General features: G+C 54.2%; 19 protein-coding genes and 1 tRNA gene. 7 read left to right on the forward strand and 13 right to left on the reverse strand.

Annotated features, from left to right (window positions below):
• Nucleotide 1: 1 nt before the first annotated feature.
• The 3 genes from J2I47_RS25570 (at nucleotide 2) to J2I47_RS25580 (ending at nucleotide 2,648) form a co-directional block, all read left to right on the forward strand.
• Nucleotides 2-979: a S1C family serine protease gene (locus tag J2I47_RS25570; RefSeq protein ID WP_229374947.1), complete on the forward strand. Its 978-nt coding sequence runs from the start codon at nucleotides 2-4 to the stop codon at nucleotides 977-979.
• A gap of 206 nt (nucleotides 980-1,185) precedes the next feature.
• Nucleotides 1,186-2,043 (forward strand): chromate resistance protein ChrB domain-containing protein, encoded by an 858-nt coding sequence (locus J2I47_RS25575; RefSeq protein WP_207367471.1) that lies wholly within the window; start codon nucleotides 1,186-1,188, stop codon nucleotides 2,041-2,043.
• A gap of 53 nt (nucleotides 2,044-2,096) precedes the next feature.
• Nucleotides 2,097-2,648 carry a hypothetical protein gene (locus tag J2I47_RS25580; protein ID WP_310587747.1) on the forward strand — a complete coding sequence of 184 codons (552 nt, stop codon included), beginning with the start codon at nucleotides 2,097-2,099 and terminating at the stop codon, nucleotides 2,646-2,648.
• A 56-nt stretch (nucleotides 2,649-2,704) separates the two neighbouring features.
• Here the strand turns inward: J2I47_RS25580 and J2I47_RS25585 are convergent, their stop codons facing one another.
• From J2I47_RS25585 to J2I47_RS25610, 6 genes are all read right to left on the reverse strand, one after another.
• Nucleotides 2,705-3,865 carry an efflux RND transporter periplasmic adaptor subunit gene (locus J2I47_RS25585; RefSeq protein WP_229374948.1) on the reverse strand — a complete coding sequence of 387 codons (1,161 nt, stop codon included), beginning with the start codon at nucleotides 3,863-3,865 and terminating at the stop codon, nucleotides 2,705-2,707.
• A 145-nt stretch (nucleotides 3,866-4,010) separates the two neighbouring features.
• Complete coding sequence (locus J2I47_RS25590) at nucleotides 4,011-8,474, reverse strand: CusA/CzcA family heavy metal efflux RND transporter (protein WP_207367473.1); 4,464 nt, start codon at nucleotides 8,472-8,474, stop codon at nucleotides 4,011-4,013.
• Between the two features lie 133 nt (nucleotides 8,475-8,607).
• The gene (locus J2I47_RS25595; RefSeq protein ID WP_207367474.1) at nucleotides 8,608-8,997 is read right to left on the reverse strand and encodes a hypothetical protein; all 390 of its coding nucleotides are present in this window, start codon (nucleotides 8,995-8,997) and stop codon (nucleotides 8,608-8,610) included.
• A 139-nt stretch (nucleotides 8,998-9,136) separates the two neighbouring features.
• A complete protein-coding gene (locus J2I47_RS25600; RefSeq protein WP_207367475.1) occupies nucleotides 9,137-10,516 on the reverse strand; it encodes a lipopolysaccharide biosynthesis protein in 1,380 nt (459 codons plus the stop codon).
• A gap of 77 nt (nucleotides 10,517-10,593) precedes the next feature.
• Nucleotides 10,594-11,913 carry a Gfo/Idh/MocA family protein gene (locus tag J2I47_RS25605; RefSeq protein ID WP_207367476.1) on the reverse strand — a complete coding sequence of 440 codons (1,320 nt, stop codon included), beginning with the start codon at nucleotides 11,911-11,913 and terminating at the stop codon, nucleotides 10,594-10,596.
• A 121-nt stretch (nucleotides 11,914-12,034) separates the two neighbouring features.
• Nucleotides 12,035-13,231 carry a dipeptidase gene (locus J2I47_RS25610; RefSeq protein ID WP_207367477.1) on the reverse strand — a complete coding sequence of 399 codons (1,197 nt, stop codon included), beginning with the start codon at nucleotides 13,229-13,231 and terminating at the stop codon, nucleotides 12,035-12,037.
• 197 nt (nucleotides 13,232-13,428) lie between these two features.
• Between J2I47_RS25610 and ubiE the strand changes: the two genes are divergently transcribed.
• The 3 genes from ubiE (at nucleotide 13,429) to J2I47_RS25625 (ending at nucleotide 15,172) form a co-directional block, all read left to right on the forward strand.
• Nucleotides 13,429-14,163, forward strand: a complete 735-nt coding sequence (gene ubiE, locus J2I47_RS25615) for a bifunctional demethylmenaquinone methyltransferase/2-methoxy-6-polyprenyl-1,4-benzoquinol methylase UbiE (RefSeq protein WP_207367478.1) — start codon at nucleotides 13,429-13,431, stop codon at nucleotides 14,161-14,163.
• Nucleotides 14,109-14,933: a type IX secretion/gliding motility protein PorT/SprT gene (gene porT / locus J2I47_RS25620; protein ID WP_207367479.1), complete on the forward strand. Its 825-nt coding sequence runs from the start codon at nucleotides 14,109-14,111 to the stop codon at nucleotides 14,931-14,933. Before ubiE ends, porT begins: the two co-directional genes overlap by 55 nt.
• A gap of 164 nt (nucleotides 14,934-15,097) precedes the next feature.
• Nucleotides 15,098-15,172: transfer RNA gene (locus J2I47_RS25625), tRNA-Val, on the forward strand.
• Between the two features lie 427 nt (nucleotides 15,173-15,599).
• On the opposite strand, the gene J2I47_RS25630 is transcribed toward J2I47_RS25625, so the two are convergent.
• Complete coding sequence (locus tag J2I47_RS25630; protein WP_207367480.1) at nucleotides 15,600-15,995, reverse strand: hypothetical protein; 396 nt, start codon at nucleotides 15,993-15,995, stop codon at nucleotides 15,600-15,602.
• A 635-nt stretch (nucleotides 15,996-16,630) separates the two neighbouring features.
• Here J2I47_RS25630 and J2I47_RS25635 point away from each other — a divergent pair.
• Nucleotides 16,631-16,870 carry a hypothetical protein gene (locus J2I47_RS25635; protein ID WP_207367481.1) on the forward strand — a complete coding sequence of 80 codons (240 nt, stop codon included), beginning with the start codon at nucleotides 16,631-16,633 and terminating at the stop codon, nucleotides 16,868-16,870.
• A 167-nt stretch (nucleotides 16,871-17,037) separates the two neighbouring features.
• On the opposite strand, the gene J2I47_RS25640 is transcribed toward J2I47_RS25635, so the two are convergent.
• From J2I47_RS25640 to J2I47_RS27070, 6 genes are all read right to left on the reverse strand, one after another.
• A complete protein-coding gene (locus J2I47_RS25640; protein ID WP_207367482.1) occupies nucleotides 17,038-18,630 on the reverse strand; it encodes a hypothetical protein in 1,593 nt (530 codons plus the stop codon).
• Between the two features lie 30 nt (nucleotides 18,631-18,660).
• Nucleotides 18,661-18,846 (reverse strand): hypothetical protein, encoded by a 186-nt coding sequence (locus tag J2I47_RS25645; protein ID WP_207367483.1) that lies wholly within the window; start codon nucleotides 18,844-18,846, stop codon nucleotides 18,661-18,663.
• A 99-nt stretch (nucleotides 18,847-18,945) separates the two neighbouring features.
• Nucleotides 18,946-21,375, reverse strand: a complete 2,430-nt coding sequence (locus J2I47_RS25650; protein ID WP_207367484.1) for a DUF3987 domain-containing protein — start codon at nucleotides 21,373-21,375, stop codon at nucleotides 18,946-18,948.
• Nucleotides 21,365-21,607: a hypothetical protein gene (locus J2I47_RS25655; protein WP_207367485.1), complete on the reverse strand. Its 243-nt coding sequence runs from the start codon at nucleotides 21,605-21,607 to the stop codon at nucleotides 21,365-21,367. The genes J2I47_RS25650 and J2I47_RS25655 overlap by 11 nt, the downstream gene beginning before the upstream one ends.
• Nucleotides 21,608-21,829: 222 nt before the next feature.
• Complete coding sequence (locus J2I47_RS25660) at nucleotides 21,830-22,186, reverse strand: hypothetical protein (protein ID WP_207367486.1); 357 nt, start codon at nucleotides 22,184-22,186, stop codon at nucleotides 21,830-21,832.
• Nucleotides 22,183-22,479 carry a helix-turn-helix domain-containing protein gene (locus tag J2I47_RS27070; protein WP_207367487.1) on the reverse strand — a complete coding sequence of 99 codons (297 nt, stop codon included), beginning with the start codon at nucleotides 22,477-22,479 and terminating at the stop codon, nucleotides 22,183-22,185. Before J2I47_RS27070 ends, J2I47_RS25660 begins: the two co-directional genes overlap by 4 nt.
• Between the last annotated feature and the right edge of the window lie 14 nt (nucleotides 22,480-22,493).

The raw sequence follows: 22,493 nt of genomic DNA on the forward strand, positions 1-22,493 counted from the left end.
CATGAATTCTTTTGAAGATACTCTGCGGGCCTATGGCCGTAGGGTGGCGTTTAAAAACAAGCTGGACAGTATTCATCAGTCGCTGGAGGCCGATGCACTGCTGCCCGTAGCCGAGCCTCACCAGCCTGTTCGGGTATGGTGGAACGTGCACCGGCCCACATTGGCCATCGCAGCTGCTGTGGCTATCATGACCACATTTGCCACGATCATTTTGTATCGCTCTTACCAAAACAGCCACAAGCAGGACCAGCAATATGGCATGATGATGCGAAATATTGCGGTTATTCAGCAGACGCAGAATAAGCTCCTCAATAACATCAGCGGGCGGGGCCGGGTATTCCAGCAAAACCCAGGTCAGGTGGCGGGTTCGGGCTTTCTGCTTACGTCGTCAGGCTTTTTGGTGACTAATAACCACATTGTGCAGGGGTCTGACTCCGTCTACGTTCAGAGTCAGCAGGGCGAGGTTTATAAAGCCCGGATTGTGCATACCGACCCACAGCACGACCTGGCTATTCTGGCGATCGGACAGGATACGGCTTTCCATGCTCTGCCGCCTGTTCCCTACAGTTTTGAGGCTCGCCCGTCTGATCTGGGCGAACGGGTATTTACCTTGGGTTACCCCCGCGAAGAGATTGTGTATGGTGAAGGCTACCTCAGTTCGGGTACCGGTTTCCGGGGCGACTCAGCGGCGTATCAGGTAGCTATCAGTGTAAACCCCGGCAACTCAGGCGGGCCGCTGCTCAACGAGCGGGGTAACATCATTGGTATTATCACGGCCAAACAGATCACGTCGGAAGGAGCCACGTTTGCGGTGAAAACTAACGTGCTGCTCAACGCGCTGGCTGCAATCTCACCCGACTCGCTGAAGGGAGATATGCTGGCGCTGAACCGTAAGAACCGAATGACCCGTTTGTCCCGCAAGCAGCAGATCAAGCAGATGCAGGCGTACGTGTATCAGGTGAAAGTGTTCAAGCATTGATAATAGTGGCAGTAAGCAACAGCCGTATGTAGTTGCTGATGTGAACCAATTATACTGTAGAAAGGGCCATTCCTGCGCAGGAATGGCCCTTTTGCTTTATCTGGCTGCATCCGTTTCAATAAATTTATCCGGACTGCCAGGAGCGTTTCGGGTTGAAAGAGCAGTTGCTTATTCTCCTGTAAAAAAATCATAGCGACAGTATTGGTATGGTCTGGATCACCCGCGAACGACCTAAAATCGACCGATTGGCCTGTCCCTGGCTGATTCTGCGCTTCATCGACCCGGTGGCGACGGTTCTGTTTGTGTCTGAAAGTGAGGTGCTGACACAGGCGCAGGCGTTAGGGGCAACCCCCTTCGATGTACCCGGCGTTGAATACACTCACTACGAAGACCGCTGCACGTTTGACTATTTTCTGCAAAAACATACGCTGACCGACCCGGCGTTGCACATAATGGCCCCCATTGTGCGGGGCGCCGATACCGACGATCACGGCTTGGCAGCACAGGCAGCCGGATTGTGGGCGATTTCGGCGGGGATGGCTTTCAACATTGAAGACGATCAGGCCTTGCTGACGCAGGGACTTGTGCTCTACGACGCACTCTACAGTTGGGCAAAGCACTTGCAACTGGTTAAACATACGCAAAGCCCAACCGAGCGGCTGTTGCTGGAGGTATTGCACACGTACCTGCGGTCAACGAGCAAACGAAAAATACCCACCTGGGTGAGTGAGTTGAAACATGCGATTCAGGACCAGATGGACACTAACCTGACGTTGAGCCTTACCGAACTGGCCGAAAGTGTAGCCGTCAATCCCGCCTATATATCCCGGACCTTTGCCCGCTACTTTGATGACCTGTCCTTTGGCGACTATATCCGGAAACTACGTATTGACAAAGCCCTGCATTTGCTGGCGACAACCTCCTACACACTCACTGAAATCGCGTACCTGACCGGCTTTTCTGATCAAAGCCATTTCACGCGCATTTTCAAAAAACAGACGGGGCAAAATCCATCTGCATACAGAAAACAAAGACGAAAAGGTAAAGCCGATACAAAAGGTTAAATCCGTTCTATTTCCGATTTGGCAACCGGCATATTCTTGTCCTAAAAAAGACAATGCTGTTACACGTTGCACAAACGAGCCGACTAATTGCTAGCCTGGTTGCCTTTACCTGCCTGCTGACCATTCCGGTCCAGATGGTGGCCCAGACGGAGCCGCCTTTGCCACCTACGTCTACATACCCACGGATGGTTGGGTATCTGGGCATTCTGCATCCATTGGTTACGGTAGATGGGCAGAGGGCCGAAACTAATTTCGCTGGATATTATGTCGTCGGCTTTCCGATTGGACTTAACCTGTGGAAAACAAAACAAATTGGCTTCTCCATGGAGGTCGTACCCCTCATCCGGGCAGAAAATGGTAGCAGCCGGGTGTCAAATGTGCTGTTCCATCCGGGTTTACTCGTCAATCTAGGTCATGACATTACGTTTGCCGGACGGCTCGCGTTTGAGACGTCGGGGCGATACGGTATAACGCCAGTACTCAACAAAATTGTCCGGCGAGGGCAGATAGTCAACTACTTTATCGCCATGCCGCTTCCCGTCCGCTTCGGCAATAATCGCCCCCTTTCGGCAACCATTGGCTTGCAGGCGGGCGTTGTTTTTTAATCGTTTCTCGGCCGGGATAGCATGCTATTATGGATCACTAGCAGTATTAGTGCTGCCTACTCTTCTTCGTTGTTGTTCAGCTTGCTGAGCAAGCTATAGCCCCCATTAACTACGATAGGCGTTTTAATGGGGTCAACACCGGCTGGGAGCGAGACCGCAACGAAGCCATTTTCGCGGATACCCGTGCGCACTTCCACCTGCCGAAACTGGTAGACCGTGGGCTTCCCATCCTTCGATTCCAGCACGTACACATAACTTTTACCCCCGAAGCCTATGACAGCCGATTCGGGCAGGGTGGGTAGCGACTGCGTTTTTACATCGATCTGGGCCGAAATGTAGCCGCCGGGGATGAAAATAGGCTTTAGCTCGTCGGGGTGGGCCAGTACGGGAATGGTGCGGTCAGTAGCGAGAGACTTGCCAATCAGAAAAATAGTGCCCCTGTGGATGGGCGCGGCGTCGTTGCCAATACCAAACCGCACCGGCTGCCCCAATCGAATCTGGCCTATGTCTTTCTCGAAAATATTAAGCCGTACATGCAGATCGTCCATGTTGGTGATCTCAACCAGAATATCAGACGGGTTCACATACCGCCCCCGGTTCACGGGCACGTTGGTGACGTAGCCCGACGTAGGGGCGGGTACGGTGACGGTGCGCGTGAGCCGGGATGGACTGAGCGTAGCCGGGTTGATGCGCAGAATAGCCAGCCGCTGGGCATCGGCGGCGAGTTGAGCCTGCAAACTCTGCCGATTGGAACGCGTTTGCTGGAATACCTTCAACGCACTCACGTTTTCGCGGCTTAATTCTTCCTGTCGGGCATAGTCCAGGTCGGCATATTCCAGTTTGGCTTTGGTGTCGAGGTAATCCTGCTGAAGCTGAATGTAGTCGGGGTTTTCAAGCACCACCAGCGTTTGCCCTTTCCGAATCCGCTGCCCCGGCTCCAGCGTAATGTAGCGAATGTAGCCCCCAAACGGCACCGATACAGACACCAGATTCGAGGCCGGTACGTCGATTTGGCCGTTGGCTTTCAGAACGGTGTTGAGGCTTCGGTTGGTGGGTTGCCCCAGTTTTATTTCAGCCACGTTATACTGCGCCTGCGTCAGTGACACGCGCACAATCCCGTCTTTTGGTTTAGCTTCGGCAGAGTCTCTTTTAGCAGCGGTTTCGTCTGAAGGCTCCGCCTTTTTGCCCGACGAACAAGCGCAAAAAGTTAAAAGCAAGACAAACAGGACCGCTTTTGTATACTGAAGAAAGGATTGGGTATCAGTAGGCTGGGGTACATGTATAGAGTGGTCTGCCAATCGCCTTTGCAGGCGGATTAACGAAATCAGGAATGGCAAAAAGATGAACAAAGTCATAGCTGTATCAGGCGTTGCCCAGCAAATAGGTTATGTAGAGAACCGATTGGTTGTACTGGTTTAGCAGGTCGAGGTACGACGAGCGGATGGTGAGGGCCTGCTGGATGGCCAGCGAAAATTCGACGTAGCCGATGTCGCCACCCCGAAACGCGCGGCGGGCGTTGGTCTGAATCAACTGCGCCTGCGCCAGGCCATTCTGTTCATAATATACCAGCGCATTTCGGTACTGAACGTATTGTCCTACAGCCTGTTGCAGCTGCTGATTCAGGCCAAAACGTCCCGACTGTAGTTCTGTCTGTGCTAACTGTTCGCCTACGCGGGCGGCTTCTACGCGGGCTTTCTGGGCCTTACCAAACAGGGGAAACGTAATGCCCAACTGCCCGGCAGTGAACCGGTACCCACCGCCGAAATAAATCTCCTGCCCGTCGATGAGCTGATTGCCAATGAGGGTTTGTGAGGTCAGACCTACCAGAAAATCAGGCCGGAGGCGGGCCTGTTCGACCAGACGCGCTTGCTCTGCCACGCTAATCTGCGACTGCAATAACCGCACCTGTGGGTTCTGGTCGGGCGGGGTCAGCAGCAGGCTGTCGGGGTTGTAGGGCAGGGTTAGCTTGGGTAGTGGCTGTTCGTCGGTATCAACGGCGTTGGGGCTGTAGAGCAGCGTTTTCAGTCGGGTGCGGGCGGCTGTTAAATCGGCTTCCAACTGAGCTAAGCGCACTTGCTGATCAGCGCGTTGACTTTCGGCGGTAGCTTTTTCGAGGCTGCCCGTTTCGCCCGTTTTAAACCGCAGGGTTGCCGCCTGCACAAATTCGGCCAGCACCGTATCCTGCTGCCGGTAGAGTTGCCGTCGCTGATGTAGATAACCCAAATCATAGTAGGCTGCCTTCACCTGATAGCGCACGTCGTTTTGGGTCACGGCCACCGATGCCTGCCGGTTAGCCACGGTCCGGTCGTTCAGGTCGGCGAGGCGGCGCATGAGGGCCGGGTTTGGAATGGTCTGCGTTAGGGTCAGGTTATTGTCGAACTGGCGACTGTTGTACTGCCCCAGCAGGACCGTGGCCGAAAGCCGGCCAGCGTCGTAGGCGGTGCGGCGCAGAGCCTGTTGCTGCGACACGCCAATGGTACCCAACTGGATTTGTGCGTTTCGATTTCCTGCCTGTTGCAGGGCCTGATTGAGCGAAATGATGCTGCCCGACTGTGCGCTGGCGTGTTCGACAGAGCCCAGCAAAATGAGCAGGACTATCGCCGTCGCTACGGGGGCGGCGTTTCTGATCGGCGCTTTCTTCGCCTCCTGCGCTTCTTTCTCCAATGATTTTTTCTCGAAAAGTGAGTACAGGATTGGTAACAGAACCAGCGTCAGCAGTGTAGCCGTGAGCAATCCGCCAATGACTACCGTGGCCAGCGGCTTCTGCACTTCGGCCCCTGCCGAGTTGGAAATGGCCATCGGGATGAAACCGAACGAGGCCACCAGTGCCGTCATGATCACAGGCCGCAACCGGATCTCGGACCCCTGCCGAATGATTTCGGTCATGTCGGTGAGGTGTTCTTCGTGCCGAAGCCGGTTGAATTCAGCGATGAGCACAATCCCGTTGAGCACCGCCACGCCGAAGAGCGCAATGAAGCCCACGCCCGCCGAAATGCTAAAGGGCATCCCCCGCAGTTCGAGCGCAAACACCCCGCCAATGGCCGCCAGCGGAATGGCCATAAAAATGAGCAGGCTCTGCCGGACCGAGCCAAACGTGAAAAACAGCAACACAAAAATCAGCCCCAGTGCAATGGGAACGGCAATAGTGAGGCGCTGCTTGGCGTCGACCAGGTTCTGGAACGTGCCGCCATAGGTGACTGAATAGCCCGGTGGAAATTTGATCTGCGACTGTACTTTCTGCTGTAGTTCGGCCACGATGCTTTCTACGTCACGCCCCCGAACGTTGAAACCAAGCGTGATACGTCGGTGAGTTTGGTCACGCTGAATCTGGTTGGGTGCCTGCTCTACGCTTACCGTGGCAATTTGCCCCAATGGAAGCTGATTGCCGTCGGGTGTGGCCACATATAGGTTGCGGATGTCGTCTATGGTCTGGCGTTTGTCTTCGGCCAGCCGCAGCACCAGGTCATACCGTTTTTCGCCCTCGTATACCGACCCCGCCGACTGCCCCGCAAAAGCCGTGTTGATGGTCTGGTTTACGTCAGCCACATTCAGGCCGTATTTGGCAATGGCGTTGCGATCCAGCTTAATCAAAATCTGCGACAGCCCGCCCACTTGCTCTATGTATAGATCTGTTGCGCCGTCAATCTTTCGCACCAAACCGCCCACCCGATTGGCTAGTTTGGTTAGTTCATTCAGGTCTTCGCCGTAGATTTTCAGGGCTACATCCTGTCGGGAACCGGTCATCAGTTCGTTGAACCGCATCTGTACGGGTTGCTGAATACCAAACGTAACGCCCGGAATAGCCAACAGCGCCTCGCTCATTTTTTCGGCCAGTTCGTCGCGCGTCGTGGCCGATGTCCACTGGTCTTTGGGCTTCAAACTGACCATCAAGTCGGCGGCTTCGATAGACATAGGGTCGGTTGGTATTTCGCCGGAGCCAATTTTAGCTACTACCTGCTCCACTTCAGGAAATTGACTCAGCAGCACACGTTCGCCTTTCAGTGTGGCGTCGACGGTTTCGCTGAGCGAACTGCCCGTGAGTGTACGGGTGTCGATAGCAAAATCGCCTTCGTCAAGTTGCGGAATAAACTCGCCGCCCATGCGCGAAAACGTGAACAGGGCTACGCCCAACAGCAGTACGGCTGCCCCCAGAATAAGCGCCCTGTGTTTCAGGGCTCCCAGCAGCAGCGGCTCGTAGACCCGAAAAAGCCGCTTCATAATCTTATCGGACAGGGATTCCTTATGCGCCACTTTTTTGCTGAGCATCAGGGCCGAAATCATGGGTACGTAGGTCAGCGACAGGATAAAGGCGCCCAGAATGGCAAAGGCCACCGTCAGGGCCATGGGCCGAAACATCTTGCCCTCAATGCCCGACAAGGACAGAATGGGCAGGTACACGATCATGATGATGATCTCGCCAAATGCCGCCGACGACCGTATCCGGCTGGCTGCACCGTAGACTTCTTCATCCATTTCGGACTGGTTCAGCACCTCCGTATCTGACTCGTCTGATTCGTGCCGCTCTTTCACCCGTTCACCCTTGCGCAACTGCAAATGGTGCAGCGTGGCCTCTACAATGATAACCGCCCCGTCGACGATAAGGCCGAAGTCAATGGCGCCGAGGCTCATGAGGTTACCCGATACGCCGAAGAGGTTCATCATGGAAATGGCGAACAGCAGGGCCAGCGGAATTACCGACGCCACCACAAACCCCGCCCGGAAGTTGCCCAGCATGAGTACCAGCACAAAAATCACGATCAGGGCGCCCTCCATCAGGTTACGCTCTACGGTGCCAATGGCACTGTCGACCATCTTGGTTCGGTCTAGAAACGGAATAATCTGAACGCCCTCGGGTAGGGTTTTCTGGATCTCCGCAATCTTGTTCTTCACCCGCGTGATCACCGCCGACGAATTTTCGCCCTTAATCATCATCACGACTGCCCCTACGGTTTCGCCCTGTCCGTTGCGGGTTACAGCTCCGTAGCGCACCGCCGATCCGATGTGTACCGTGGCTACGTCACGCACCCGAATGGGCGATCCGGTCATGCTGCCCCCCTCATTACCCAGCCGCACTACGATGTTGGCAATGTCGTCGGGCGAACTGATGAGGCCGTCGGAGCGGATAAAATAGGCGTTGGGCTTCTTGTCGATGTAGGCCCCGCCGGTGTTTTGGTTGTTCTGCTGAAGGGCGTGAAACAAATCGGCGATGGTGATGCCCACGCTCTTGAGCCGGTCAGGGTCCACCGCGATTTCATACTGTTTCAGCAACCCGCCAAAGCCGCTGACGTCGGCTACACCCTCGGTGCCCAGCAACCCCCGCCGGATCGTCCAGTCCTGAATCGTACGTAGATCGGCCAGGCTGTATTTGCTTTCATAGCCCTTTTTAGGGGTGACGGTATATTGGAAAATTTCGCCCAGGCCCGTTGTTACGGGGGCCAGGGTGGGGGTACCGACGCCCGGCGGAATCTGCCCCACTACGTTCTGAAGGCGTTCGGCGATCTGCTGCCGTGCCCAGTACACGTCGGTGGCGTCGGTGAAAACAACCGTGACGATAGACAGGCCGAAGCGCGAAAACGACCGCAGCTCAGTCAGGCCGGGAATATTCGACAGACTTACCTCGATGGGAAACGTTACCAGCCGTTCAATGTCTTCGGCGGCCAGCGAGGGACTGCTCGTAATGATCTGCACCTGGTTATTGGTGATGTCGGGCACGGCGTCGATGGGTAGTTGTGTGGCCGACCAGACACCCCACGAAATCAACCCCAACGTAAGGAGGCCAACGATGAGCTTGTTCTGGATAGAGAACTTAATAATGGCATTGAGCATAGAAAGACGGATAGACGTTTAACGTCCCGTAGCCAAACGCAGGAAACAGTCGCAAACTGGAATGCAGTTGCGATCAACGTTGGACGTTAAACAGTTTTGAAAAAGCACGATTTGCCCGTGAGGGCACGCAGGCTTACCGTCGGGGGGGATTGATGAGCGAACGAATCGCGGCAAAGGCGTAGAGATCGGCTTTGCGGAAAAAGGTGGCTTTGGCCACGTGAATAACGGATAGTGCCGAAGGTTCAACACTAAGCGTCAGTATGGTAGGCGTAAAAACGGAAACAGACTGACCCGCCGTTGGCAGGTTATGGTGATTGTGCCGGGGGTGTTTCTGGTGTTCAGAATTGGCCCCGTAGTGCATAACCAGGAAGTCATATAGCCCCAGGTGAACGTCGGTCTGGCGATGTTCCTGATAGTGATTAACCAGCTCAACCCACCGTGCCGACTGGTCAATACCAAAGCCAGGAAGCAGGTTGCTGCCCAGTATGAGGTGTACCAGTAAGATAGCTACGATGGATTTCATCACCCAGTTCAATTTATCTGCTTAACGAATCGCTCAGTTGAAAGTTTCGCCACTACCCACAGCCTGCCTAATTTGTATCGATTCGAGATTGGAAACGGATGAATCAGTACGCTGGCTTAAACAGGACTGCTGACCTCTTTTACTTCGCCCAGATACCCCGCGCTTTTCCCGACACCAGCTTATCGGCCTGAATAGTACCGAGAACCGTGCCAAATAGCAGTGAGATCGACGAGGCCATGATGATGCCTTTACTGCCGTGGCCAAGGTTACGCCCAAAGTAAACACATAGCGGAATGTTAATAATGGCCCCCGCCACGGCGGTGAAGAGTTGCAGTTTCACTTTGCCGAAGCCGTTTAGCACCGTGACCGTAATGTTGTTCCAGCAGGCAATAAGCACAAAAATGGCCATCAGCGCGTTCAGCGACCAAGTTGTTTTGAAACTGTCGCCCAGCCAGATCTGGTACACGTAGCCCGACATCAAAAACATGATCAGTACGGTGCCGAAGATCAGGAACCAACTGCGTTGCATGCGCCGGTAGGCCGATTGTACCCACGCCATGTCATTTTTGGCGTAAGCTTCCGTGAAGGCCGACCAAAACGGTGAGATGATGACAGTAAACAACGAACTGACAGCATTGTAATACCGAAACACAACGCTGTATTCAGTTACGGCTTTTGGGCCGAACAGCTTGGAAATGATGACGTTGTCGGTGGAGAAAATGATGACACCAGCAACTTGAATGATGAAAAATTTCAACCCGAGGTTCATCAGTTTCGGGCGGGTACTAAAATCTATAGCCTTAAAAGAAGGCGCATAATCGCGCAGTTGAGTCCGGTAGTAATAGATGCTGAAACCAAGGATGATGACAACCGGCACGATGGCTGTTACGATGGCTACCGACAGCAGGTTGTTGTAACCACCCAGCGTTAACACCCAGATTCCCAATACCAAACCTACATTGACAACAAGGTAAATAAGGTTCGACAGGGCCGTCTGTTGCAAGGCCATCAGGACCGATGATACTGCGTCGAGAACTAGCTTCATGCAGAATCCCGCCAGCGTAATCAGCACCAGCAGGCTTACGTAGCTGTCTGACAACCGGAAATTGAGTACAGATTTCCAGTGAATGACGTAGATCAGCCCAGCGGCCAGCGCCAGAAACCCGAACTGAATAACCGTAAACAGCAGATAGGCTGTGCTAACGTAGGCCCGACCAGTCGTGTTATCTCCTTTGGCAACGGCCTCGCTCAGCCGGTTGCGCAGCCCATTGCCCAGTCCGATATCAAAAAACGAGGCAAACGTGACCAACGAGCTGATGGCTGTCCAGATACCATACTTCTCTTCTTTGAGTAGCTCCAGCGTAATTCTTACCAGAATAAACGACAACGAAACGTTGCCAATCTTCACCAACACACTGGCAATTGAATTTTGGAGCGCCCGGCGGCTTCGGGGGTGAGCCGACTGCACCGCCGAAATGCGGTTCGTTACCCAGAGAAATGGCTGACGAATAAACTTCACGAAAGAACGGCAGGTCTGTTGAAGGCTGATTGTTGTACAAACATACATTGCGCAACTGGACCGCAAAAGTACGTAACCTACGCTGGATATTGCCATTCGCCCCGGTAAGCACGACTAAGTAGGGTATTGGCTTCCGGGTCATTTACAACCTGCTGTTTGTCGCCATCCCAGGCAATACTGCGACCTACTTTGAGCGATAACATACCAAGCAGGGCCATGTTAGTCGACCTATGACCGATTTCAATATCGCAAATGGGTGGCCGGTTGGTACGGATAGCGGCCATAAAATCGGCCCAGAGCGCACGAATATTTTGATCGTCTGGCTTATCAAGCTGGGCTGGCTGGTGAATAACGGGCTTTTTCACGTCGGCGGGGTAGAACGTCCAGCCGTCGAGCCAGCCCATGTGAAAGGTACCTTCTGTGCCGTAGAAGTAACAGCCCACGGCCTGGTTGGGGTCTGTCTTTTCGGCGTTGTTACCCGCAAAGTTCCGGTGTTCCCACACGGCGGTGAAGCTTTCAAACTCATACGTCGCTACCTGGTGGTCGGGCGCGTCGGTGTTGTCGCGGCGAATGGCCCGACCTCCGGTGGAGTATATCTTGCGGGGGGCTTTTTCGTCGGTCCACCACAAAATCTGATCCATCCAGTGAATCCCCCAGTCGCCCAGAGTACCGTTGGCGTAGTCGAGGTAGTTGCGAAAGCCGCGCGGATGCATGGTGGGGTTGTAGGCCCGCAGTAGGGCCGGACCGCACCACATGTTCCAGTCCAGGTCTTTGGGTGGCTCTGCGTCGGGTGTTTTTTCGCCTGCACCACCGCCGTAATACACAAACGCCCGCACCATACCGATTTTTCCCGCTTTCCCTGACTTCAGAAAATCCATGCCCGATACGTTGTGCGGCGATACCCGCCGGTGCGTACCCACCTGACACACCCGCCCCATTTTCCGGGCTGTGCGCACCATGGCTTTACCCTCGTTGATGGTGTGGCCAATGGGTTTTTCCACATATACGTGCGCCCCGGCCTGCATGGCAGCGATGGCAATGAGCGGGTGCCAGTGGTCGGGCGTAGCCACAATGACTACGTCCGGTTTTTCGGTGGTGATCAATTCACGGAAATCGCGGTAGCGTTTGGGGCGGTCGGCGGTGAGCTTGGTTAGCTCCGTTTCGGCCTTGCGCAGTTGGGCCGCATCTACGTCGCACAGGGCTACGAGTTGGGCGGGGTGTTCGGTGTTGGTCAGCGCTGTTCGTAGAATGTTCATGCCCCACCAGCCCGATCCAATCAGGGCCAGCCGGTATTTCGGGGCCTTTTTGGGAGTGATGTAGGCCCGCACCTGAAGTGGGTCAGTAATAAGTGCGGCACTCGCCAGCGTAGTAGCTTTGAGAAAATCAGCGCGATTCATGAAGGGTAAAATAGGCTTCCGGCTTCTGTTTACTGTCTTCTGTCAATCAGCCAATTCGTATGGCTTCGCCCATAACCCGCTGAACCGGCGTTATCTGCGCGATCCGGTCCCTTTTAAAGCATTACTTTTTCGCCTGCCCCAATACGCGCAGCAGGTTGCCGCCCCATATTTTAGCGATGTCTTTCTCAGAATAGCCCCGCTTGACCAGTTCGGCGGTGAGGTTTTCGATCTGACTCACGTCTTCGAGTCCGTTCACGCCCCCGCCCCCGTCGAAATCGGAGCCGATGCCCACGTGGTCGATGCCGACGAGCTTCACAATATGGTCTATGTGGTTCACGATGTCGCCCAGGCTGGCGCGTTCTGACGCATATACCTGCTTTAACGAATCGGTTTGTGCTTTCTGCCGGTCCTTTTGAGCCTGTGTTTGTGCTTTGCCCAGGCTCGACATACGCAGGCTGGTCATGGCCTGTCGGTGCGCGTCGGAGGGTTTGCGGAGGTAGTCGCTTACAAAATTGACCTGCACCACCCCGCCTTTAGCGGCCAGGGCCTTAATCATGTCGTCGGTCATGTTGCGGGGAAAATCGCAGAGGGCGCGGGCGTTCGAGTGCGAGGCAATCATGGGTGCCTTCGAGAGCGCCAGCGCGTCATAAAACGTTTTGTCCGACACGTGCGAGATGTCGATCATCATGCCGAGGCGATTCATTTCGGCCACGACCAGCTTGCCAAACGGACTAAGGCCATTGTGCAGCGGCCCGTCGGGGTCAGTAGCCGAGTCGGCGATGTTGTTGTTGGCAAAATGCGACAGCGTGATATAGCGGCATCCCAGGTCATAATAGGTTTTCACCAGGCTGAGGTCTTCGCCCACGGGGTAGCCGTTTTCCATACCGATGAATATAGCGCGTTTGCCTGCCTTCTCGATCCGGTAGGCGTCGGCCGCCGAAAGGGCCAGTTCAGCCATATCGGGGTACTTTTTCAGGGCGGCGTTGATCAGCGCAAACTGATTCAGGGCATTGCGCTTGGCCTCGGCATGACCTTCGGGCGTGCGGGGACCCTGGGCGGTGTAGACCGCAAAAAACATAGCGTCCATGCCTCCGGCTTTCATACGCGGGAAATCGATCTGCGACCCGTCGGCTTTAGTATCGTGCGTTTTGCCCACGTCGAACCCCTCTTTCTGAAGCATAATGGGCGCGTCGGCGTGGGTGTCGAGCGTCAGGATGCGCTGGTGCAGTTTAGCTACCTTTTTGTCGGGCGGACCGGGCGCAAATGCCAGCAGGAGCGAGGCGGTTAGTCCGGTGATCAGACGTGCGGCGTGATTCATGATGATGAGTTGGTTGTATGCCGGTAAGTTACGAAACCCCCGCTCTCCCGGCCGAAACTTTCCCCTATAACAGGCAGTTGTTCGTGAAAGAGTGATAGAGCGAAAGAGTGAGCGAAAGTTGCTTACGCCAGCGTAAACCTTGTATAAACAACTTTGGCTCACTCTTTCGCTCTATCATTTTTTCACTCTTTCACAACATGGCCGTACTCCCCTACAAAGACAAAGACACCTCTAAGCGCGAGCAGGTGGCCGAAATGTTCGACAGCATTTCGCCGAAATACGATTTGCTGAACCACGTGCTCAGCGGTGGTATCGACATCCTGTGGCGGAAACGGGCCATTCGTGAACTGCGCAAAGCGTCTGCTACACCTCCCAAACGCATCCTCGACATTGCTACCGGCACCGGCGACTTTGCGCTGGAAGCCCTGGCTCTGAAGCCGGATAAGATCGTGGGCATGGATATTTCAGAGGGTATGCTATCCGTTGGGCGGGAGAAAATGAAGCAGCGCGGCGTGGATCAGATCATCGACATGCGGTCGGGTGATTCGGAAGGATTGCCCCTGCCAGACAATGATTTCGATGCCGTCATCGTTGCTTTTGGTGTGCGTAACTTCGAGAATTTGCAAAAGGGCCTCACCGATATGTGTCGTGTGACGCGCCCCGGCGGTACCTGCGTTGTGCTGGAATTCTCGAACCCGCGCCAGTTTCCGTTTAAACAAGTATACGGTTTTTACTCCCGGACTATCCTGCCGCTGGTGGGGCGCATGGTCAGCAAAGACGCGTCGGCTTATACCTACCTGCCCGAATCGGTGCAGGCTTTTCCCGACGGTCCCGATTTTCTGCGCATCTACGAAGCCGCCGGATTTACCAACACCAAATGGATACCGCTCACCTTCGGCGTCGCGTCGATTTACATTGGCCACAAACCCTGACCAGTTACCTGAACCCCTCGTTTTTTTCTGCCAGGTTAAATCGTAGCCGACTAACAATCCTGGCGATGCTGTTGCTGATGGCAGCGCAAGCGGCCACGGCCCAATCATCGACATACAAGTATATTCGGAAATACAAGGAAGATTACGACCTCAAGCCTATTCACTTCGGCTTCTATTTTGGCCTGCCCACCACCCGCTACGGCCTGACGTACACCCCCAACTTTGCATCGGCAAACGGTAGCGTTACCGACCCCAACCCCATTGTCAGGATCACATCGCCCAACAACACGGGCCTGCTGCGGGTGGGCTTCCTGGTCAACGCCTTCCTCGACGATAACTTCGACCTGCGTACCAACCCCGGCATTTCCATTATCAGCCGGTCGATCAACTACACCTACGCCGACGGCACCGAGAAAGCGAACCTGATCGAATCGGCCTGGGTGGAACTGCCCTTGCTGCTGAAATACAAGTCGGCGCGGCGGGTCAACTCACGCATGTATCTTATTGGCGGGGCATCGTTGGGGATCGAAACCAACCGCAAGCGCCGCGAAGACGCCAGCCTGGGTTTGCCCAACACGGCCAGCACCGACTTCTCGCTGGAATATGGTATTGGGTTCGAGCAATTTCTGGAATATTTCAAATTTGCCCCGGAACTGCGTTTCTCACACAGCCTCGTCAATGCCTTTAAAGGCAGCACGGCTACCCCCGCCACCACCAACATTCAGCGCCTGACCACCCACACCGTAACGCTCTACCTCAATTTCGAGTAGCGCGTAAACGACGGACGAACAGACCCTGGGCCTATCGCTGCAAACTAATTGAGCGCCAACGGCTTGCAAAATACTTAGCCTTTTTTTGCCTCAGGCCTTGCAAAACGCCCCTTCACCCCCCTATATTTGCACCACCAAACGACGAAAGAAGGGCGGCAGTAAAAGGGAGTTTAGCTCAGTTGGTTCAGAGCATCTGCCTTACAAGCAGAGGGTCGGGGGTTCGAATCCCTCAACTCCCACGTTGAAAATCAAGCACTTAGCAAATATGTTAAGTGCTTTTTTGCTTTTGGTTTAAGCTATGGTTTAAACAACGTTTTCCTTTCTCTGATATAATGACATGAGAATAGAAACCACATTGACAGAATACGTTATCCGACTTGATCGCGCTGCGTTCACGGCTGATGAAATCGAACGACTTATGCGTATGCTTCAACTTAGAGAGTTGGCGGGACGTTTGAAGGGTACGGCTCAGGAAGCAGACGATCTAGCTAATGAACTAATGCAAAGTTGGCAGGATAGCCAGACTGACCCAACAAACATCTTACCCAACGCACACTAGCGCTTAAGGATGTCGTTTTCTCCCTAAACTAGGCGCAAGGTGGTAGGAGCAAGAAAAAACCCCGACACATAGCCAGGGTTCGTTCATTATAGCCTGATAGGTACTTACTACTGGTCGTGTTCCAGCTCAGCGATGGCCGCCAATAACAGCGTTTCTAACTCGCTGTTGATTGCGTCGTCCTCTGCCAGCCATACGGCGCAATTGTCGGACGAATCAGCCTTTCTAATTCTTTTGTCGTTGTCATTACGCTTGTCGATCAACCGTTCTAGTATTTCCCCGTCGAAGGTGGCGGTAATGTCGGGGTGGGGTGTTACTTCTCGTAGTTTCAGCAATTGTTCTTCCACGTCCCAGACCAGATCATCTATTTGTATTTCCATAAACTCAATCGCCTGATAGTCCTTTGGGTCTTTGCTCTCAGCGAGCCAGCGAACAAACACCTTTCGGGCGGCAAGTAGAGTATTTAAGTCGTGGGCTACGTTTGAGAGATTGTTAGATTTTGACATGGCTAGTTATTGTCCCGTTTAAAGGCATTCGGTTAGTCCTGTGCCGTTGGGGACAGTGCAATGAAAAGAAACCAAACCGACACCTACAAGTCAATAATTTTCAACATCAGGTTTCTTGCTGCCTTTTGCTGCATACCCATTTTATGGGCTGATTTATTCCCATAGGGGTTATGCCCGTCGGTGCTATTATCCTTCTGTTCTGTAGTCCACCAAATGCAACAAAAAGTAGTTTATTTAACGGTCATCTTTTGTGTTTATCTCCCATGTTCACTGCACAAAAAGCCCGTTGGTATCGGCGTCATCAATCGCTTAAAACGAGATGACAATATTTTCATGTAAGCTACCGGGGGGTATTTGGGGTCAGGGGTGCGGGCTTTCTGGAACGGGGGGCTAACCCTACAATTTGGCTATCAGCGAAAAAAAACCAACTAAAATTTACAAATAAGGCTGTTTTGCTAATGTGCTTATACGGCTGATAATCAACGAACTGTAGTAGTCTCGTGCGGGCGCGTTGGGGGTGTTGCGTTGATGTGGGGAGTTGTGGGGGGAATAGAAGGGGAAAGGGGTAGTATCTGGCTCTGATCAAATTTATTGTTGCGTACGGACAGAATGTATATTAGCGAAAATTCCGCCCGATGCTCTCCGCCCGACAACTCCAGCGTTTGTGCCTGCTGACCATCCTGATCTGCCTGCTGCTGCTACTGGCGGGTGGGGTCGGCAGCTTCCTCTACAGCCAGAAGCTGTGGTGGTACCACGACAAGAGCGACACCCTTGTCTCGCAGCTCGACCTCTTCAACCACTTGGCGAAAGACACCCTGCGTATCCTGCTCGTCATCGCCGTTATCGGCGCGGTCTACCTCGCCAAAAAGGAATAAAGTGTCCTTTTTCCTCTATTAAAAAAAGGACATAAAAGACTATCTAGTAGGCTATTGGAGCCTTTTTCAGTACTATGGCATAGTACTATGGGCTGACTCACTCAGTTATAATAAGCATGAGAAAGAAGCCAGCGACCCTACACGTTGGCCCCTTTCTTATGTGTCAGCTACGGATTAGGTCCAAGTAGAAAACTGCGTAATTCCTGCGCTCGAAGCTGCTGCGCTCTACTTGGTATCAGGCCGGATAGCGGCGAACGGCTACCTGTTTCGGCTGGGGTACTGATTACCGTCTGCGCCCGCTTCTCATCGCTGTTGTTGGTGGCCGATATACTACCCATCTGGTTAGCGGCAAGTGGTGAATAGGGCATGGGTAGTAGCACCTGGACGGGCTTTTTGTCAATAATAGCCGTGCCCATCAAATGAGGCACCCGGTTTTCTGCTGCTCCGCTCCCTTCCTTGCCCGCTGGCACATAGTAAATGTGGTTGGTATCGACCTGCTGAAACTGGATCACCGTACCGTCGGGGTTGCGGTGGCGTCTGCCCCGTAGGTCGGTTACGCTCATCAGGTTTGAGGCAATAACACCGGGCTTTTGAATCGGGCGGCCTTCCTTATCATAGCCACCGTCTAGCAGTGGCGGTATGGCCGATTCAATACCCAATGATTTAACCATTGCCTCCCCGACGGGACCGCCAACACCGGGGCCGCGTTTCACCGTCCTGCCATTGAGTAGTAAGGGCTGGCTGCTGATCTTGACCTCCTGTAGATTTTTCGGGTCGGGTGCCCAAATATGCTGCACAATGCCAGCACTACCCGTACTGCCCCCTTTGGCCTCGGCCTGGGCTTTCTGAGCCTGCGCATCCTTTAGACTGACCTCGGCATTGGTACGCTGACGTTCCAGGCTCATGCCCTCCCGCTGGATAGCCAACCCCTGCCCCTGGTAGTTTAACGCCTGTTGCCGGAAGGCGTTTTGCTGGGCCTGCTCGGCGGCATCCCACGGCGACTGCGAATCCATCTTCCAGGTTCGCCCACCTTGGTAGTTCACCCGGCGCATATAGTCCTGCGCCTCGGCGGGGGAGAGACCCTCGGACAGCAGGTGTCCGTAGAGATCATCCCGCGTCACCTCAAAGGCCCGTTGCTGGAGCTTGCCGTTCACCACCGTTGTCTGGCCGTACTGCCCTTTTGTGCTGTGGTTTTTGTCGAAGTAGTCCCACACGTTCTTGGGGGCATCGTAGGCGCCTCGGAAAACCAGCCGGTCGGTGCGTCCCTGCATATAGTCGAGGTAGTCTTTATCGAAGTCGCCCACGATGAGCTTCCCCTTCGCCTCAGCATCCTTGGCCAGGGCGTAGTTGGCTTTGGTTTGTAAAGCCTGCTGACGTAATGGATGAGCCAGCAGCTGTTTGGCGAACTGCTTGGCCAGGTAGTCGCCCCGCTCGCGACCATAACGGGTTACGTCACCTCCGTAATCATCGGTAATCTCTTTCTCCACTTGTTGCCGGAACGGCTCGGTGAGATTCAGGTTCAGCCGGGCTTTGTCGGGGGCAAGAAAATCCTGCTGATCGACGAGCGATAGGGTATTTTGCACGCTGGCTAAGGCGGTGCGTTTCTCCTCAGCAGCTTGAGCCGCCTGCTGCTGCTCCATCTGCATGAGCTGGAGATTCGCCGCTTTGTCAGCCCGCTCCTGGGCAAAGTTGCGGGTCGGCATGAGCGCCACGGCGAGGCCCGCTGAGAACCGGGGGTTGGGATTACCGAAAGGATTCATAAGCAAGGGGAATAGTTGGTTGGTAAGGGGTTAGTAAAGGTGAGAGACCCGCTCGAAGGCTTCTTTCGCTTCGGCATAGGTGAAGGCTTTGTATCTTGTGGAGCCGGGGTAGTGCTGGCCTGCCTCATAGACCTGATACGGCTTTCGTGCGGAGTAGGCGGCGCACAGTATCCACGTTCTACCGATGGCGTCAACAAATCGTTTTGCCGCGATCATACTACAGTTGTTAATCAGCCCAAATGCGTAAGGTGACACGCCGACAAAACCGACAAAACCCACGAATTGCCCTTTTGTCGGTTCTGTCGGTACGTCGTCTTACGCATTTGGTAAGAAGGACGGGTGGATAGCATACGTGGGTGACTCGGGCCTACCGGTGCCTGGGGCATCAGATGTTGATTCCCGTAGGCAGTACCGGGCAATCAATTCACCAATGGCTGTTTCGACCTGTTCAGTAGTCTTTAGGTGACTCCATCCCATCCGTACTATGTCGCGAACCTTGAAGCCGTCAGATAGCTTACCTCGGCGTATTTCGGTTAAGATTCGGGTAGCCCCTTCGATACTGACGGTATCGAGTAAGCCATAGATGCGCCGGGCATGGCTCATGAGATAGTCACACCACCGTACGGCCATTGCTGCGGCTTCCACAGAAACACCCTTGGGTTCACTATCCGAATCAGCACAATTCACCACATGAAAAATCAGGGCCAACGAGGGCATCAGGCTTCTATACTTGGTAAAATGTTCGAGTAACAACCCTTGCTCAGCAGGTAGTACAACCGTTTCCCATGCGGTGAGCCATTCCCTAAAAATGGCCTGCGCTTCTGGCGCAAAGCGGGTATATGGGAAGCGGTTATACTCGTCGGCGGCGTACCCGATTTCCCCCAAATCCATATCGGCTATCTTACGAATCAACGTAAAGGCCCTGTCTCTGGCTGGCTTGTCGGGTACATCGTCGGTATAGCTCCAATTGGCACGATCCGGGAAAACGGCCAACTGTAACCGCTGCACGAAACCATCGTTTTCGTAGCCGGTAGCGGCTTGAAGATAACCCAGCAGTTTAGCCGGCTGGATACCTCCCAGCAGGGACACACACACGTTCTTAATATGCATGGTCCCACGCCCGATACGGTCAATGCTCGTGCCTCCGTTGCCGTTCCAGGCTTCCAGATAGAACGCCCGGTCTTGCTCGTGTCCCGCCCGGTCCCAGCCTGCTAGTAGGCCGGTTAGCTCATCCCGGAATTGAAGAAGCCCGTTAGGGTTTTCATTGAGCAACTCGCCCAACTTTTCTACGGTCGCGTCAGATGTCATATATCGCCGTTCTGTGGGCTTCTCCGGTGCCTCTGGATAGTCGACGGCATTGCTTACTATCTTTCCCTTAAGCCGGTCTTGCTCCTGCGATAGGTAGACCTTTTTCTGTGCCTCGTAAGTAATCTGGCCCGCCTGGTAACGAAGTTGCTGCTGTTCGTGGTCTTCCATTGATTCCGTAATCAGCCGGTTCAGGGGCTTTAGCACCTCGGCTACCGACGGGGTTTTTAGCGCCGATGGTTCACCGATAACAGCCCCCCATAGGTTAGGTACGATTGTCCAGTCGTCATTGGCTTTGGGCTTAATAGCGAGCCGGGTACCAACTAGTGATGATAACATCACTACGGCCGCCGAAGCCGTAAAATCGAGGGGGCATTTCATCCGGTGGGCAATGTCAGCCAGCCACGGCCGGAGCGGTTCGGGCAACATGTCGCTTTCCAGCTTCGGCACGGTTGGCAGTTCTGGTTTAAGCGGTACGGGTTGCGGCCACTCCTGAGGATGCGTAGTGTGGTGCGAGTGCTGGTAGGTAGAACGATAATCGGCGGCGTCTGTAATCGGCTGGGTCTTGCCTGCCTCAATTTGCTTTCTGATCTTCCGGCAATCGCTCTCGTAGCTTTTATCATCCTGCCATGTCCAGACGGCACCTTCCAGCGCAGAAATAACAGCCGACTCATCGACTAGCCCCCCCGCGATATATCCCCCAGCCAGATAAGCAAATTTGCAAAGCACCTCGTTTCTTTTGCCTGCGGGGGCGGCTTCGATCTGACTAACCCAATCCCCTACGTCGGCTCTGTCTAATCCATGTTTGTTTGAACGAGTGCGTTCTGACTCGACTGGTGGAGCCTGCTGTTTGCTGACGGGTACAGCGTATTCATCCGCTAACGGCATTATCGAGCTGTCAGCGTTGTAATAGACATTGGGATCGTGGGGCAGAAAACAGAGCCGATCCACGTTCTTACCGCTGGCGTCGAGTTCGGTCTCGGTAACGCCGTAGCAGTCCCGGTAGTAGTCGGACAGTTGCCGAAAAAATGCCTCGTGCGCATCTCCGGTCGGGCAGTCGATCTTAACCACGCACTTCAAGCCATTACCCGACGGGGAGATAAATAGCACATGGGTAAACTCATCGGTCACTAGCTGCTTTCTAAGTGCAGTTAACCGTTCGGGCGGCAACTTGTCAAAGTCAGTACAGATAAGCCCGCTATGGGTCTGCAAATTGGCTTTGGCGCGAGTGGGCCCAAATTCGCCCGACCACGTAACGGCCACGAAACCCGTCTTTTTGTAGGTCGCTTTCGCCTCGGCATCAGGCAGTGCCCGAAGATGTTCCGTCTGTGGCTGGTACTTGGTTGAAGCAATTCGCTGAACCAGTACGACGGGGGTAGCCTGAACTTCGTAGGGCTGGTTCGTCAGCGCGTTCTTAAACACCGATAGGTTAGGCTGCATGGCGTGAAGCCTTTGCGCGGGCGAATCGAGACGCCCACAAGTTGCGAGCGGGGGTTAACCCATAGTCGGTATCGTCGCGGTCGGCGGGGTACGCTGGCGGGGTTGTGGTCAACGACTCAGCGTAGATTTTCACCTCGGCTAAAAAGTCGGCTAAGGCCTCGTCAGCCCCAACGTAAACCGGCACCTCGCTACGGTTATCATACGCCTTTACGGTGCCGTAGCGAGCGTACATACGGGGTATGGCGGGGTTTGTCAAACCCTCGTTTCGGAGAACGTAAAAACATTCCGTTCTTCCTATAAAAGATGTTGGAAAGCTGGTAACTTGCATTGGAAATCATAAAGTTAATAAGCCGTAGCCGGGGGGCGCGGCTCTTTTGTTTTCTACTTTGTGGGGGCGGTAGGTCGCTGAGATTCGCGGACCAGTATGAGGGCTACGATAGCCAACTCGAACACGTCAAATGCCGTCATTGCCAAACGAGGCTAACCAGTTTTGCAGGGCCGGCAAGGTGCTGACTACATGAACCGGGGTGCCCTTCTCCTGCGGGGCGGTTAGTGGCTGTTTCCCTCCTGGCATCGGGGCGAACACGCGAAACTGTCGGCGGCCAATGTTGGCCCGGAAAAGCATGCCTGAGCTGTCGGTCAGTTTACCGACGTGCCAGACCTGGCCGCCGTTGCCGCGTATTGTGTTGGCTATATCGAGTAGCAGAACGGGGGCGTCTCTACGGTTTTCGGGGTCAGGCTGGGCTGGGCCGAATGGTAGGCTGTCAGCCTCAAAATCTAATCCGAACAATGGAAAGCCGTTGCTGCTCATGCCTCGCTGGTGGTTGCCCGTTTGCCTTCGTTCAACCAAGCGACTAGTTCCGACCGATTAAAGGTCAACCGGTTTCCTCTTTTCGAGTGTGGTATTTTGCGTTGCCCAACAAGCGCATAAATGCGGGCCTCTGAAAGCCTGGTTACAGTGCAGGCTAATTTTACCCCTCCTACCTCGTCCGGTACGCCGTGGCTAGGCTGTGCTGCCATGAGGGCATAAAGCTGGTCTATTTTCTGGCCTATAGCGTAAATGGCTGCGGGCAACTGGTCGAATGAAAAAGCCTCTTTTTGCATTGGTTATCGTTGAT

It is taken from the genome of Fibrella rubiginis, assembly GCF_017353185.1.
Taxonomy (GTDB): Bacteria; Bacteroidota; Bacteroidia; order Cytophagales; family Spirosomataceae; genus Fibrella; species Fibrella rubiginis.

Coding starts and splice junctions, on each gene's coding strand:
- J2I47_RS25580 (WP_310587747.1), top strand. CDS start 2,097: ATGCTGTTACACGTTGCACAAACGAGCCGACTAATTGCTAGCCTGGTT.
- J2I47_RS27070 (WP_207367487.1), bottom strand. CDS start 22,479: ATGCAAAAAGAGGCTTTTTCATTCGACCAGTTGCCCGCAGCCATTTAC.
- J2I47_RS25645 (WP_207367483.1), bottom strand. CDS start 18,846: ATGATCGCGGCAAAACGATTTGTTGACGCCATCGGTAGAACGTGGATA.
- J2I47_RS25590 (WP_207367473.1), bottom strand. CDS start 8,474: ATGCTCAATGCCATTATTAAGTTCTCTATCCAGAACAAGCTCATCGTT.
- J2I47_RS25570 (WP_229374947.1), top strand. CDS start 2: ATGAATTCTTTTGAAGATACTCTGCGGGCCTATGGCCGTAGGGTGGCG.
- J2I47_RS25635 (WP_207367481.1), top strand. CDS start 16,631: ATGCTCTCCGCCCGACAACTCCAGCGTTTGTGCCTGCTGACCATCCTG.
- J2I47_RS25575 (WP_207367471.1), top strand. CDS start 1,186: ATGGTCTGGATCACCCGCGAACGACCTAAAATCGACCGATTGGCCTGT.
- J2I47_RS25610 (WP_207367477.1), bottom strand. CDS start 13,231: ATGAATCACGCCGCACGTCTGATCACCGGACTAACCGCCTCGCTCCTG.
- ubiE (WP_207367478.1), top strand. CDS start 13,429: ATGGCCGTACTCCCCTACAAAGACAAAGACACCTCTAAGCGCGAGCAG.
- J2I47_RS25640 (WP_207367482.1), bottom strand. CDS start 18,630: ATGAATCCTTTCGGTAATCCCAACCCCCGGTTCTCAGCGGGCCTCGCC.
- J2I47_RS25605 (WP_207367476.1), bottom strand. CDS start 11,913: ATGAATCGCGCTGATTTTCTCAAAGCTACTACGCTGGCGAGTGCCGCA.
- porT (WP_207367479.1), top strand. CDS start 14,109: ATGGATACCGCTCACCTTCGGCGTCGCGTCGATTTACATTGGCCACAA.
- J2I47_RS25650 (WP_207367484.1), bottom strand. CDS start 21,375: ATGCAGCCTAACCTATCGGTGTTTAAGAACGCGCTGACGAACCAGCCC.
- J2I47_RS25655 (WP_207367485.1), bottom strand. CDS start 21,607: ATGTACGCTCGCTACGGCACCGTAAAGGCGTATGATAACCGTAGCGAG.
- J2I47_RS25595 (WP_207367474.1), bottom strand. CDS start 8,997: ATGAAATCCATCGTAGCTATCTTACTGGTACACCTCATACTGGGCAGC.
- J2I47_RS25630 (WP_207367480.1), bottom strand. CDS start 15,995: ATGTCAAAATCTAACAATCTCTCAAACGTAGCCCACGACTTAAATACT.
- J2I47_RS25660 (WP_207367486.1), bottom strand. CDS start 22,186: ATGAGCAGCAACGGCTTTCCATTGTTCGGATTAGATTTTGAGGCTGAC.